15 protein-coding genes and 1 pseudogene are annotated in these 13,085 nt (G+C 50.5%); 15 read left to right on the forward strand and 1 reads right to left on the reverse strand.

Annotated features, from left to right (window positions below):
* Nucleotides 1–323, reverse strand: a pseudogene (locus F1593_RS17550) (hypothetical protein); the annotation flags it as partial.
* Between the two features lie 391 nt (nt 324–714).
* On the opposite strand from F1593_RS17550, the gene F1593_RS17555 reads away from it, so the two are divergent.
* The 15 genes from F1593_RS17555 (at nt 715) to F1593_RS17620 (ending at nt 13,066) form a co-directional block, all read left to right on the forward strand.
* Nucleotides 715–1,215 (forward strand): GNAT family N-acetyltransferase, encoded by a 501-nt coding sequence (locus F1593_RS17555; protein WP_216368900.1) that lies wholly within the window; start codon nt 715–717, stop codon nt 1,213–1,215.
* A gap of 700 nt (nt 1,216–1,915) precedes the next feature.
* Nucleotides 1,916–2,941: an NADH-quinone oxidoreductase subunit B family protein gene (locus F1593_RS17560; protein WP_149402866.1), complete on the forward strand. Its 1,026-nt coding sequence runs from the start codon at nt 1,916–1,918 to the stop codon at nt 2,939–2,941.
* 50 nt (nt 2,942–2,991) lie between these two features.
* A complete protein-coding gene (locus tag F1593_RS17565) occupies nt 2,992–4,788 on the forward strand; it encodes a nickel-dependent hydrogenase large subunit (RefSeq protein WP_149402867.1) in 1,797 nt (598 codons plus the stop codon).
* Nucleotides 4,789–4,851: 63 nt separating this feature from the next.
* Complete coding sequence (locus F1593_RS17570) at nt 4,852–5,085, forward strand: hypothetical protein (protein ID WP_149402868.1); 234 nt, start codon at nt 4,852–4,854, stop codon at nt 5,083–5,085.
* Nucleotides 5,086–5,196: 111 nt separating this feature from the next.
* A complete protein-coding gene (locus F1593_RS17575; RefSeq protein WP_172632210.1) occupies nt 5,197–5,766 on the forward strand; it encodes a NifU family protein in 570 nt (189 codons plus the stop codon).
* A gap of 11 nt (nt 5,767–5,777) precedes the next feature.
* Entirely contained in the window at nt 5,778–6,533 is a 756-nt protein-coding gene (locus F1593_RS17580; RefSeq protein ID WP_216368901.1) for a DUF5947 family protein, read from the forward strand.
* Nucleotides 6,533–7,183 carry a DUF6084 family protein gene (locus tag F1593_RS17585; protein ID WP_149402870.1) on the forward strand — a complete coding sequence of 217 codons (651 nt, stop codon included), beginning with the start codon at nt 6,533–6,535 and terminating at the stop codon, nt 7,181–7,183. The genes F1593_RS17580 and F1593_RS17585 overlap by 1 nt, the downstream gene beginning before the upstream one ends.
* Nucleotides 7,180–8,223 (forward strand): hypothetical protein, encoded by a 1,044-nt coding sequence (locus tag F1593_RS17590; protein ID WP_149402871.1) that lies wholly within the window; start codon nt 7,180–7,182, stop codon nt 8,221–8,223. The genes F1593_RS17585 and F1593_RS17590 overlap by 4 nt, the downstream gene beginning before the upstream one ends.
* Nucleotides 8,224–8,280: 57 nt before the next feature.
* Nucleotides 8,281–8,613, forward strand: coding sequence for a hypothetical protein (locus tag F1593_RS17595; protein ID WP_149402872.1), 333 nt, complete (start codon nt 8,281–8,283; stop codon nt 8,611–8,613).
* Nucleotides 8,610–9,149 (forward strand): hydrogenase maturation protease, encoded by a 540-nt coding sequence (locus F1593_RS17600; RefSeq protein WP_149402873.1) that lies wholly within the window; start codon nt 8,610–8,612, stop codon nt 9,147–9,149. The genes F1593_RS17595 and F1593_RS17600 overlap by 4 nt, the downstream gene beginning before the upstream one ends.
* Before the next feature lie 24 nt (nt 9,150–9,173).
* Complete coding sequence (locus F1593_RS29860; RefSeq protein ID WP_371873871.1) at nt 9,174–9,275, forward strand: DUF6893 family small protein; 102 nt, start codon at nt 9,174–9,176, stop codon at nt 9,273–9,275.
* 32 nt (nt 9,276–9,307) lie between these two features.
* Entirely contained in the window at nt 9,308–9,673 is a 366-nt protein-coding gene (hypA, locus tag F1593_RS17605) for a hydrogenase maturation nickel metallochaperone HypA (protein ID WP_149402874.1), read from the forward strand.
* Between the two features lie 43 nt (nt 9,674–9,716).
* A complete protein-coding gene (hypB, locus tag F1593_RS17610; protein ID WP_149402875.1) occupies nt 9,717–10,367 on the forward strand; it encodes a hydrogenase nickel incorporation protein HypB in 651 nt (216 codons plus the stop codon).
* A 44-nt stretch (nt 10,368–10,411) separates the two neighbouring features.
* The gene (hypF, locus tag F1593_RS17615; protein WP_149402876.1) at nt 10,412–12,781 is read left to right on the forward strand and encodes a carbamoyltransferase HypF; all 2,370 of its coding nucleotides are present in this window, start codon (nt 10,412–10,414) and stop codon (nt 12,779–12,781) included.
* A gap of 12 nt (nt 12,782–12,793) precedes the next feature.
* Nucleotides 12,794–13,066 carry a HypC/HybG/HupF family hydrogenase formation chaperone gene (locus F1593_RS17620; RefSeq protein ID WP_149402877.1) on the forward strand — a complete coding sequence of 91 codons (273 nt, stop codon included), beginning with the start codon at nt 12,794–12,796 and terminating at the stop codon, nt 13,064–13,066.
* Nucleotides 13,067–13,085 lie beyond the last annotated feature (19 nt).

Raw genomic sequence — 13,085 nt, forward strand, 5'->3', positions numbered from 1 at the left:
CGGGGACATTTGAGATACCGGCGGTGCAAGGTGATTGCTTCTCCTCCAGTGGTTTGCAAGGTCCGAGCATGGTTTCCCCGAGCCTGCAATCGGTTTCCACACTGTGGACAGCGTTGCTGGTCGTGTCGTGTTTCTTGCAGTGGTTCGCTGGCCTGGGCTGCCTGCTGCAACACAGCAGCACGAACGCGATTGAGATGCTCATCCATGACCGCCTCAATCTCTGCTAAGGTGGCCTCCTCATGATCCGCTCTCCACTGGGCAAACTGATCAAACTCTTTTTGGCTTTCTTGTTGCCAGAGATGACGCATCTCATCAGTATTCATGTGACCCTCCTGCTTGCGTTTCTCCTTCGTCTTTTTCTTTAGCATACCATCAAAAAAAGGGTACGCAAAACAATGAGACACACCCCAATTGCGTCAACGCCTTGTTTTTGGCCTAAGAATTGGGTATCATTGTGTTCTTTCTCTGGAGCTGTTTCATTGAATGGGTAGGCTGGCTACAATCAGCGATTCAAGAGGTTCAATGTTTCCTGTGCACTCGGCGAGGAAAGCCAAGAAGAGAGAACACTTTGTGATGGTTTCTCGGCTCCCTCGAAAGTTACGTGCAATAGAGAACGTCTCACTCTAGTGGGAACAGGAGGCTGCGTGAGTACTTGTCCAGAAAAAGATGTAACACAGATACCACAAAGAAAATTTTGAATAGAGGAGAGTATCTATGAAAATCCGCATGCTCTGTGAACGTGATGCCGAGGCGTTTCTTCACTTAAGGAAACAGATCAATGAAGAAACATCCTTTATGTTGCGTGAACCTGATGAAAACGCGACGCTTGCAAAACAACAGTTAGAACAGTTTCTCTGCCATTCCCCACAAGACCATCTTCTTCTTCTCGTGGCTGAACACGGTGAGCAATTGGTCGGATTTCTGATAGGAGAGCGAGGAGAGCGCCAGCGCAATAGACACCGCCTTGGTCTCGTGATTGGCATTTTGCAAGCCTTTACAGGACAAGGCATCGGAACCCAGTTCTTCATGATTATGGAAGACTGGGCCCGCCAACAAGGCATTCGCCGCTTAGAGTTGACAGTCATGACACACAATCAAGCCGCAGTCGCTCTCTACCAGAAGTGTGGCTTTGAAATCGAGGGCACGATGAGACGCACTATGTTGATCGATGGTGATTATATCGATGAGTATATGATGGCAAAACTCCTTTACTGAGGTTGAAGTTACACATTGGAGGGTGATTGAATCTCGTGGTTTGACACATATCCTCGCCGCTTTCTTCCTCTGACGCATATCACCCCCTTTTGGCGAATTGATGTGTCAAATTACAAAGGGCAAACGCGACGCATTTTCGAGCTCACGTTTTCAAAATTGTACAAAGTCGAGGAAAGGGAATGGGGAAAGGCACATTCTAAATCCAGCCTTTCCCTCCCAACAAGTTGGCACTATCTTTTTGACCGCTATCGTTTTACTGTTCACTTGAATAGCCCATACCTATATGCTATACTGCTACTTCATAGGCTACTTGCTTAAGATGCTCTTCTAAAATAAGAGAGTTGTTGTGTTATGAAACTATGATTAGCATGTTAGTAACTCTGCAGTAGGGATTTCGTACAAACTATTTTACTGTGTTACGTATCAGAGTAGTAACGCAAGAAAACGCTCATAACAACACTTCTCGCTGTTATTTGAAAAGTGCAAGATGCTGCTTTTCCTTCTTTACTACCATCTACTTCATTCACAAGGTACACTCCTCTTGGAATCTGTTTTTACAAGAGATGGTTGTTTGCCTCAGCGTTTCCTCATTATTGTTACCTTAGTGCAACCGCAGTAGAGCACAATTGAAAACAATTGTATCTACGCTGGATGTGCCTGCTAACAACCCATGGGCGGATAACGCTCAAGGAGGAACATCATGGCGACAAAAGTGGAAGATGTCCATATTATCTGGATTGTAGAGGGATTGGGATGTGAAGGGGATACGATCGCAGTTACTGCCGCGACCCAACCCAGCATCGAGGATGTTGTGTTGGGAGCCATTCCAGGGCTCCCCCGAGTTCATATCCACAATAAATGCATCGCTTATGAGTGGGGAAAAGACTTTATGGATTGGTGGTATAAAGCGGAACGAGGCGAGCTCGATCCCTTTGTGCTTGTGTTTGAAGGCTCTGTGCCAAACGAGAAGATTAAATCCGAAGGCTACTGGGCAGCACTTGGCGTGGATGCTACTACCGGTCAGCCCATTCCTGTAAGTGATTGGATTGATCGTCTCGCCCCTAAAGCTTTGGCCGTAGTGGCAATAGGAACCTGCGCCACCTATGGTGGCATCCATGCTATGCAAGGGAATCCGACCGGAGCCATGGGTGTCGCGGATTATCTCGGCTGGGACTGGAAATCCAGGGCTGGCATCCCCATTGTCAATGTTCCAGGCTGCCCCGTGCAACCTGATAACTTTATGGAAACCCTCCTCTATCTACTCTACCAGGTAGCTGGCATGGCCCCGATGATTCCTCTAGATGAGGAAGGGCGACCTACCTGGCTCTTCGGCAAAACAGTCCATGAAGGATGCGACCGCGGTAGCTACTATGAGCAGGGTATGTTCGCCTCCGAGTACGGCTCACCACAATGTCTGGTAAAACTGGGCTGCTGGGGGCCAGTAGTGAACTGCAATGTTCCTAAGCGCGGTTGGATGGCTGGCATTGGTGGCTGCCCTAATGTGGGCGGCATCTGTATCGGCTGTACAATGCCAGGCTTCCCCGACAAATTTATGCCTTTTATGGATGAACCACCTGGCGCGAAACTTTCGACGTCCGTTGTAAGCATCTGGGGTGGTGCCTTACGCGGCCTACGCAAAATAACAAATGATACGGTCAATAAGGAACCATCCTGGCGGCACAAAGGCAGGCAACTGACGACGGGCTACCCGCCTCCATGGCAATGATGGTGAACCAGAAGCAGTGGATAACGATTCGATAGAAGGAGTGTAGCAGTATGTCTACGCAAGCGAAACGGGAAGGGTCTCCTCAGCAGCCACCACAGCTTGTAGAGATGTCGTGGGATCCCATGACACGTATTGTGGGTAGTCTGGGTATCTATACCAAGATCGACTTCAAGAACCGGCGGATAGCAGAAGCGTATAGCACTTCTCACATCTTCCGTGGCTATAGCCTCTTTATGCAGGGCAAGGATCCGCGTGATGCCCACTTCATCACGAGTCGCATCTGCGGCATCTGCGGTGATAACCATGCCACTTGCTCCGTCTATACGCAGAACATGGCCTATGGGGTCAAGCCACCAGCCCTGGGTGAGTGGATCATCAATCTGGGTGAGGCAGCGGAGTACATGTTCGACCACAATATCTTCCAGGAGAATCTGGTCGGCGTCGATTTCTGTGAGCAGATGGTCAAAGAGACAAATCCCCATGTGCTTGAGCTCGCCAATAAAACTGCTGCCCCACATGCAGCAGAACATGGTTATAAAACCATTGGGGACATTATGCGCTCGCTTAATCCCTTCACCGGCGAGTTCTACCGCGAAGCATTACATGTGAGCCGCTATACGCGTGAGGCATTCTGCTTGATGGAAGGACGCCATGTTCATCCCTCGACCCTTTATCCAGGCGGAACAGGCACTACCGCAACCATTCAAATCTTCACGGACTACCTCGTTCGACTGATGAAGTACGTTGAATGGATGAAGAAGGTCGTGCCTATGCATGATGACCTGTTCGACTTCTGGTACGAGGCTCTACCGGGCTATGAAATGGTGGGTCAACGGCGGATACTCCTCGGTTGCTGGGGTTCCTGGCAAAATCCTGACGTATGCGACTACGATTATCGCACGATGGACAAGTGGGGACGGGCCATGTATGTCACGCCTGGTGTGATTGTGGATGGAGAGTTGGTGACGACCAGTCTGGTGGATATTAACCTCGGTATTCGTATTCTATTGGGTAGTTCCTATTATGAAGATTGGCAGAATGAAAGAACGTTTGTTGACCGCGACCCGCTTGGTAATCCTATCGATAAGCGCCATCCCTGGAATCAAACAACCATCCCTAAGCCGCAAAAACGCGACTTCAGCGACAAATATAGCTGGACGATGTCGCCGCGCTGGTATGATAAGCGTGCCGGTGATTATCTGGCCCTGGATACTGGCGGAGGTCCCATTGCCCGCCTGTGGTCAACAGCACTGGCCGGACTGGTGAATATGGGAGGACTGATCGAAGCAACCGGACACAGTGTCAAAATTCGTCTGCCCAAGAGTGTCAGCAAACCCGAAGTAGAATTCGAGTGGAAGATCCCAAAGTGGAGCAACGCAATCGAGCGTAACCGGGCACGCACATACTTCCAGGCTTACTCTGCCGCTGCTGCTCTCCACTTTATCGATAAAGCGCTTGCCGAACTCCATGCCGGTCACACCAAAACATGGAGCGATTTTACGGTACCAAAGGAGGCTATCGGCTGCGGCTTCCATGAGGCTGTCCGTGGCGTACTTTCCCATCACATGGTGATTGAGAATGGTAAGATCGCCAACTACCATCCCTATCCGCCAACACCCTGGAACGGCAGCGTGCGCGATATCTATGGTACTCCCGGCCCCTACGAGGACGCAGTACAGAACACCCCAATCTTTGAAGAAAATGGCCCGGAAGCCTTCAAAGGGATAGATATCATGCGAGCGGTTCGCAGCTTCGACCCTTGTTTACCATGTGGCGTCCATATGTACCTGGGCGAAGGCAAAGAACTTCAAACAGTTCTTTCACCAACCTTTGGCATCAACTCGTAGGAGCAGCAATCCCACAAGGAGACGAGCTCTGGTAAACACAGCTCAGTTATGAAAGCAGGATACATGATGGAAGAACAGAAGGCAACCCCGACACCCAATCCTGAGCATATAGCAGGCACAGGTAAGGGCGAGGAAAAAATCAAAGCCGAGGGCAGAGAACCTGGTCGTCAGGATACCGGGACGACAGGAAAGGCAAAACGCCCAACTGGCAAGACAACAGGTCGGGCATCTACCGGTGTCAATGCAGCAAAAGAAAATCCAGTAGATCCCGAAAGTCCACATATACCAGCACCCTGATGTTCGTACAAAAGGATGAAAACAGGTATAGAATCCGATTTACGTTGATTATTAATGCAAGTACCCCGCCCCTCTAGCTTCGGATCAGGAGGGGTACAAGGAGGAAGAGGAATGCAACAAGGCATACAAGAGCAACAGCGCCAGGCAACGCGGATTGAGACGCTCGTCCAGGAAGTTGCCTCGTTCCAGGATCCCCATGCGCGTGCAATCGCTGAGGAACTCATTCAGGCGTTGCTGGATATGTATGGCGAAGGGCTAGCTCGCTTGCTTGAAATCACTGCCGAGGCTGACACAACGGGGCTTGCATTAATCAACATCTTCGCGCGTGATGAACTGCTCAGTTCATTGTTTGTGCTCCATGGACTCCATCCGCTAGATATCGAGGCACGAGTCCTGCAAGCACTGGAACAGATACGGCCAACGCTCAAGTCGCAAGGGGGCACTGTAGATTTTGTGAGGATTGAAGATGGCATAGTCTATCTGCGCCTCCAGGAAAAGGGCAGTTGCCATAGTTGTTCAGGCTCGTCCAGCGCCCTCAAATTGGCGCTTGAAGAGGCAATCTACCAGGCGGTTCCAGATCTGGATGGATTGGAGATAGAAGACAATAGTGGTCCGCCGCGTGCTGCTATCCCTATGACGTTTGTGCCTCCACGTCGGCACAAAACGCGTATATCTAAATGAGGTGTATCACAATGTCATCATCCAAACCTACCAGCAATGTTGATGATCGTTTCGCAATTCCTCTTGATATGCTACGTCAGTTTGCACACCAACGAGAAATACGTCCGCCTGCAGAGCTATGCGAGCTATGCAGCGTGGAGATTCCTGCGAAACACCGCCATTTGTTGGAACTCTCCAAACGCACATTGATTTGCGTCTGTCATCCTTGCTCTATTCTCTTTGGTGATCCTGTTGCCGGAGCGGGGAAGTATCGGCTTGTCCCCTCCCGCTATCTCCTGTTGTCTGATTTCTCTATGACGGATGAACAGTGGGATGACCTGATGCTTCCGGTGAACATGGTCTCTATCTTTTACAATACTAATACCAGGCGTGTCACAGCCTTCTATCCCAGTCCCGCAGGAGCTATGGAATCCCTGCTCCCTCTGGAAGGGTGGGATACTCTGGTCAACAACAATCCCATCCTGCATGAGTTGGAATCTGATGTCGAGGCACTACTGATTAACCGCGTGCAGAACAGGGGCGGTCATAGCTATCGAGAACATTACATCGTTCCCATAGACACTTGCTACGAGCTTGTCGGCTTAATCCGCCTCAAGTGGAAAGGTCTGAGCGGCGGTGAAGAAGTCTGGAAAGCTATTGCAGAGTACTTTACAGCCCTGCGATTAAGAGCAACTCCTATCGAACAATCCACTGACGTTAGTAGAACAGGGAAGCAAAGTGATGTCAATCCGGCTCATAACCCCTATGCCGGGGAGAGGAGGGCCTGATGCCAGACCTGAGCTTTGAGGTATTGGGTGCCGAAGCTGTGCCCTACAGTACGCTTCCAATGCTCAACTTCAAACTGCGGATTGGCAACGCAAACCCGGAAGAGCTGATCCAAAATATCAATTTGAAGTGCCAGATTATGCTCTCAGTGACACAAAGACGTTATGCACCCGAAGAAAAGGCCAAACTGTTTGAGCTTTTTGGTGAGCCTGAACGCTGGGGTAAAACTTTGCGTACGTTCCTGTGGACGCACGTGCCTACCGTGGTGCCACGCTTCTCAGGCAATACCACCGTCGATCTGCCTGTTCCATGTCTCTACGATTTTGAGGTAGTGAGTACCAGATACTTCAATGCACTGGAGGATGGTGACGTACCGCTCACCTTCCTCTTCAGTGGCACTGTTTTCTACGCAGGCGCGGAAGATAATCTACAGATCAGTCAGATCTCCTGGTCCAAGGAAGCCACCTATCGCCTCCCGGTTGCCGTTTGGAAAGAGGTAATCCACACACACTTTCCCAACACAGCCTGGATTCGCCTGCCAAAGGATGTTTTCGACGAATTGTATCAGTATAAAATCGCGCATGGCCTCATCACCTGGGAGCAAGTTCTTACACGCCTGCTACAGGCAAGTGGAGAGGAAGTAAAGCCATGAAGCTAGAGCAGGTAAAGGAAATCGCCAACGCGATCCTCTACGAGGGCTATCTCCTCTATCCATACCGCCAGTCCGCAATCAAAAATCGTACACGTTGGACGTTTGGCGGCATCTATCCACGCGAGTATAGCGAGGGGAATGGTGGCAGAGATCCCTGGACAATGCGCACAGAATGCCTGCTAGAAGGTCAGGCAGAGCATCTCTCACTCGATATAACCATCAGGTTTCTGCACCTGCTTGTGCGTACAGTTGTGCCACCCGATGCGAGAAAAGATGAGCAAGTGGAAGAGCTTTCCGATACATGGGGACTGGCTAGCCGTTTTGCGGACGAACCATTACAGGAGGGGCGAGAGCGCGATTTGAGCATACTGGATCTTTCCTTGAAAGATGTGCTGTTTTCTCCTCGCTGTGTGGCAATTGAATTTCCCGCCACATGTACCGTAGAATATCCACCCGATGCGCATGGAATAGAGATCATTCGAGAGCAACAAGCACTCTCTGGAGTCTGTACACTCTCAGCTGAACGCGTCGCTACGACCATCTTCAAGCTGAGTATCACCATCGAGAATACGACATCTGTGACCGGTGATGCCACAAACCGCCACGATGCCATACTATTCCAATCTTTCATCTCTACACATACTATTCTACAGGTACATCGGGGTTCTTTCATCTCACTGTTAGAGCCTTTAAAAGAGCTACAACCGTTGGTCAGCGAATGTCATAATCTCCACACATGGCCGGTGCTGGTCGGTGAGCAGGGGGAACGAGATACACTGCTATCGTCACCCATTATCTTGTACGACTATCCACAGATCGCTCCCGAAAGTCCGGGACCGCTCTTCGATGGCGGCGAGATTGATGAAATTCTCTCGTTGCGTATTCTGACACTGAGTGATGAGGAGAAAAAGCAAATGCGACAGGATGAACACACCCGCGAGATACTGGAGCGCACAGAGGCCCTCACGCCTGATCAATTCATGAAGATGCATGGTACCATTCGTGATCTACGTCCTAACAGCAAAGGAGAAAAAGCATGACATGAAGATGCATGGTACCATTCGTGATCTACGTCCTGACAGCAAAGGAGAAAAAGCATGATACGTCGTGGAGGTTGGGATTTCCCAGGATTTCCAGGCGAGGATTATCCACCGCCAGCATCTATCACAATTGCAGGCAAAGAGGTGAGCGTGGGAACGCGTGTACGCCTCTGTCCACAAAAGAGACGTGCCGACGCTTTTGATGGCATCCTTGCTGGAAAAATCGGGACTGTTGAGGTCATTCATCAGGATTTCGAGAATCGTGTCTATCTGGTTGTCACAGTGGACGATGACCCAGCCCTGGAACAAATGCAGATGCAGAGTCGTGTTATGCCTGGTCATCTTTTTTTCTTCTTTCCAGAGGAGGTAGAACTGCTGGAGGGCTCGTGAGCAGTACACCATTATCAGAGCAGCCACTCAGGCGCATACTTATAGCCTGTATTGGCAATATCTTTTTAGGAGATGATGGCTTCGGCGTTGAAGTGGCAAGCAGACTTATGAACAGACAATATCCAGAGGGCGTACAAGTCGTCGATTTCGGTATTCGGGGCATGGATCTGGCCTATAGCTTGCTCGATGAGTACGATGCTCTTGTGCTGGTTGACACGGTTGCTCGCGGTGGTCAACCCGGCACGCTCTATCTGATAGAACCGGATTTGACAGAGATGACTCCTGAGAAAGGAGGAGAAGCTGGCAGAATGGCACTGGATACGCATAGCATGGACCCGGTGAAGGTTCTGGCCTATGCCCGCACGCTGGGGGCGCAACCCATTCATACATTGCTGATTGGCTGCGAACCTGCCTCGCTCGGCAGTGATGATCCCTGCACAGAGATGCAGATGGAATTGAGCGAACCAGTGCAAGCCGCTGTGGATGAAGCGCTAAAGATGATTGACTCCGTAGTGAAAAAGCTAGTTTTCTTGTAAAGGATAGGGAAAGGAACAATACTCATGTTCAGACTCCTTCTCGTCGTTCTGGCCCTGGCTATCGGGTATTTCGTCCTTCAATCGATTCCCGATATCCGACGCTATCTTCGTATACGGGCGATGTAACACACTGGATAGTGAAGAGAACGAGGTCACGTATGCATGAACTCTCGATTGCTCAAAGTATCGTTGAGACCGTAGAGGCACGGGCGAACGAATATCAAGCCACGAAGGTGAAGAGTGTACATCTGCGTATTGGCGAGGCCAATTGCATCGTCACAGACTCTCTGACCTTCTGCTTTGAGATGCTTACCAGCCTTGAACCATTGTTATCCGGTGCACAACTACTGATTGACACGGTGCCACATCGAGCGAAGTGCGACCGCTGTGACAGCGAATTTCCAGTTCAGAACTTTATCGCTCAGTGCCCCACCTGTGACGAGTGGAGCCACCATATCGTTTCCGGCACAGAACTCCAAATCCTTGAAATGGAAATCGACACTGGAATATGTGTCGCAACCTGAGTTAAAGAGAAACATAGATGGATGCCCTATCCTGGAGGCAACTATGCCCAAAGTCACTATTGCGCAAAACATTTTAGCGGCCAACGATACGATTGCCGAGGATATTCAGCAGATGTTGAGGGCACATAATGTACGTACACTCAATATCATGAGTTCTCCGGGAGCCGGTAAAACGACACTTCTGGAGCGAACGCTCCTACGGCTGCGTGGAGGCATTGCCGTTGGTGTAATCGAAGGCGATATCGAAACCACGGCCGATGCGGAACGCATTGAGGCGGCAGGCGCGGAGGCAGTACAGATCAATACGCGAGGGGCATGTCATCTGGAAGCTCATATGATCCGTGATGCACTAACGCAAATGGATACGTCGCGTATGCGTCTGCTCTTCATTGAAAACATTGGTAATCTGGTCTGTCCTTCGTCCTGGAATCTGGGCGAGGATCTACGAATCGTACTTACCAGCACGACCGAAGGCGACGACAAGCCAGCCAAGTATCCACAGATGTTCGCCGCCTCACAGGTCATGATCATTAATAAGCTCGACTTACTACCCTATGTGGATTACGATCTGGCGAAAGTAAAACGGCAGGCATTGGCTATCAATCCACATTTACGCATCTTCGAGCTAAGTTGTCGCAGCGGTGAAGGGCTTGATATATGGTGTGATTGGCTGCTCGCATTCGTCCAGCAGTAAATGTAGCCGTGACCAGCGTTAGTCGCCTGGAAAGAAGCATTTCTATGGATTCCGTTACAGATCCGGTACTTCAACGGCAGAGGATTCTTATTCAAGGCATTGTCCAGGGGGTAGGCTTTCGGCCATTCATCTATGGTCAGGCTCTCCACTATGGCCTGGTTGGTTTTGTGTTCAACGATAGTCAGGGCGTCACCATCGAGGTAGAAGGTTCGCTCCTGGCACTCGCTAGCTTTCAGCGCGCCTTGCGTGAAGAGCTTCCCCCTCTGGCCCGCATTGATTCCATTGCTACCGAGTCGGTACAACCATGTCACGAGACTACCTTCGTTATCGCCCATAGTCAGGCCAGCAATCAGCGATACGCACTCATCTCACCCGATACAGCCACCTGTGACGATTGCCTGCGTGAACTCTTCGATCCCGCCGACCGGCGTTATGGCTATCCCTTTATCAACTGTACCAATTGTGGTCCGCGCTTTACCATTGTACAGGATGTTCCCTATGATCGCGACAAGACCACCATGCGCACCTTCCCAATGTGCCCTACCTGTCTGGTAGAGTATGAAGATTCACTCAACCGACGTTTTCACGCTCAACCCAACGCTTGCCCGCTATGTGGACCACAGGTGTCCTTTTATGACGGCGGCACAACCATAAGTACGACCACGACAAATGATCTGATTATGAGGATAGTGCAACAACTGGCTGCTGGCGCTATACTGGCTATCAAAGGATTGGGTGGTTACCATCTGGCATGCGATGCTCTCAATACAGAGGCAGTGCAACAGCTACGACAGCGTAAACATCGTGAAGCAAAACCGTTCGCACTTATGGTGCCTGACCTCAACACCGCCCGCCAGCTTTGTGTCGTAAGCGCTGCCGAGGCAACACTCTTACAATCCCATCGCCGCCCTATTGTATTACTACGCCAGCTTCCCAACTGCCCGGTAGCATCTGGCGTTTCGCCTGCATATAACACACTGGGCATCATGTTGCCTTATACGCCCCTCCACCATCTCTTGTTACGCGCTTTTACCACCGCACTTGCTCCTGGTAGTCTGGCTGTGCTCGTCATGACCAGTGGCAACCTGAGCGACGAACCCATTGCATACCAGGACGATGATGCTCGTACAAGGCTGGCCCCCATCGTCGATGGTATGCTCACCTCCAACCGCGACATTTATATGCGTTGCGACGATTCTGTCATGCATATCAGCGCGGGAAATGTTCAATTTCTACGCCGTTCACGAGGTTACGCGCCCGAACCCATTCCACTCTCTTTCGATCTTCCGCTCCCACTTTTAGCTTGCGGTGGGCATCTCAAAAATACCTTCTGCCTGGGTAAGGGACGGCGCGCCTTCGTAAGCCATCATATTGGTGATTTAGAGAACCTTGAAACACTCACCTCTTTTAAAGAAGGCATCAAACATTTCCAGAACCTTTTTGATATTGATCCACAGGCCATTGTCTATGATCTTCATCCAGAATATCTCGCCACAAAATATGCCCTGGATAGCGCTATCCCACAGAAAATCGGTATCCAGCATCATCATGCCCACATTGCCAGTGTCCTGGCAGAGCATGGATTGCAAGAGCCAGTCATTGGTGTAGCGGCCGATGGCACTGGCTATGGCACAGATGGAGCTGTCTGGGGCTGCGAAATCATGACTGCCAATCTGCTGGGTTTTGAACGCCTGGCTTACCTGACATACATACCACTGATCGGCGGCGAACAAGCCATACGGCAGCCCTGGCGCATGGCCGCGGCTTACCTGGCTCACGTCTACGGCAGTGCTTTTCTGGAAGTAGCGATTCCTTTTACACAACAACTGGATCGCGCAAAGTGGCACATACTGGCGCAGATGATGAGCAGCCATCTCAATAGTCCCCCAACCTCCAGTCTGGGTCGATTATTCGATGCCGTGGCTGCACTGCTGGGTCTGCCTCAAGGGCTGGCGCAATCAAATGTACTATACGAAGGGCAAGCCGCTGTCGAACTGGAGATGCAGGCAACCTATGCTACCGATGCGATGCAAGAAGAAACAGAGCTCTATCCATTTCTTATGGATCGTATTGAAGGCCAGATGACAACGGTATTGAATGTGGCACCCCTTATTCGTGCCATTGTAAACGATATCCAACAAGGCAGAACAGTTCCAAAGATTGCTTATCGTTTCCATTGCACCATTGCTGAATTGTTGGCACAAGCCTGTCATGAGATCCGCAAACAGACGGGATTAAGCAGCGTTGCCCTTAGTGGCGGCGTTTTTCAGAACCGGCTGCTCCTTGAACAGTTGATCACCCGCCTGGAAGCATTCTCCTTTCAGGTCTATACCAATCGACGTGTACCACCCAATGATGGTGGCCTCAGTCTCGGTCAGCTAGCAATAGCTGCGGCACAGTTACGTGCCATATAAAGGAGTAAGAATATGTGTCTGGGTATTCCAGGTCAGATCTTAGAGATTGTCGATGACCCCAATTCTATTGCAAAAGTGGTCGTCTCGGGCGTCAAACGTCACATCAGTATCGCGCTCGTGCGTCCAGAGGGTATCGCACCAGGAGACTGGGTCTTGATTCACGTCGGTTTCGCCATGAGCAAAATCAACGAGAATGAGGCCCACGAAACGATGAAAGCTTTGTATACCATGGGCAACATCTTTTCTGATGAACTTCAAATGCTTCAAGAAAGCCAGATTGAATGAAGCCCAATAAATCAGGGGA

It is taken from the genome of Dictyobacter arantiisoli (assembly GCF_008326305.1).
GTDB classification, from domain to species: Bacteria; Chloroflexota; Ktedonobacteria; order Ktedonobacterales; family Ktedonobacteraceae; genus Dictyobacter; species Dictyobacter arantiisoli.

What these genes read in the sequence shown, in the direction of transcription:
- F1593_RS17555 (WP_216368900.1), top strand. Translation starts at nt 715, where the DNA reads ATGAAAATCCGCATGCTCTGTGAACGTGATGCCGAGGCGTTTCTTCAC.
- F1593_RS17560 (WP_149402866.1), top strand. Translation starts at nt 1,916, where the DNA reads ATGGCGACAAAAGTGGAAGATGTCCATATTATCTGGATTGTAGAGGGA.
- F1593_RS17565 (WP_149402867.1), top strand. Translation starts at nt 2,992, where the DNA reads ATGTCTACGCAAGCGAAACGGGAAGGGTCTCCTCAGCAGCCACCACAG.
- F1593_RS17570 (WP_149402868.1), top strand. Translation starts at nt 4,852, where the DNA reads ATGATGGAAGAACAGAAGGCAACCCCGACACCCAATCCTGAGCATATA.
- F1593_RS17575 (WP_172632210.1), top strand. Translation starts at nt 5,197, where the DNA reads ATGCAACAAGGCATACAAGAGCAACAGCGCCAGGCAACGCGGATTGAG.
- F1593_RS17580 (WP_216368901.1), top strand. Translation starts at nt 5,778, where the DNA reads ATGTCATCATCCAAACCTACCAGCAATGTTGATGATCGTTTCGCAATT.
- F1593_RS17585 (WP_149402870.1), top strand. Translation starts at nt 6,533, where the DNA reads ATGCCAGACCTGAGCTTTGAGGTATTGGGTGCCGAAGCTGTGCCCTAC.
- F1593_RS17590 (WP_149402871.1), top strand. Translation starts at nt 7,180, where the DNA reads ATGAAGCTAGAGCAGGTAAAGGAAATCGCCAACGCGATCCTCTACGAG.
- F1593_RS17595 (WP_149402872.1), top strand. Translation starts at nt 8,281, where the DNA reads ATGATACGTCGTGGAGGTTGGGATTTCCCAGGATTTCCAGGCGAGGAT.
- F1593_RS29860 (WP_371873871.1), top strand. Translation starts at nt 9,174, where the DNA reads ATGTTCAGACTCCTTCTCGTCGTTCTGGCCCTGGCTATCGGGTATTTC.
- hypA (WP_149402874.1), top strand. Translation starts at nt 9,308, where the DNA reads ATGCATGAACTCTCGATTGCTCAAAGTATCGTTGAGACCGTAGAGGCA.
- hypB (WP_149402875.1), top strand. Translation starts at nt 9,717, where the DNA reads ATGCCCAAAGTCACTATTGCGCAAAACATTTTAGCGGCCAACGATACG.
- hypF (WP_149402876.1), top strand. Translation starts at nt 10,412, where the DNA reads ATGGATTCCGTTACAGATCCGGTACTTCAACGGCAGAGGATTCTTATT.
- F1593_RS17620 (WP_149402877.1), top strand. Translation starts at nt 12,794, where the DNA reads ATGTGTCTGGGTATTCCAGGTCAGATCTTAGAGATTGTCGATGACCCC.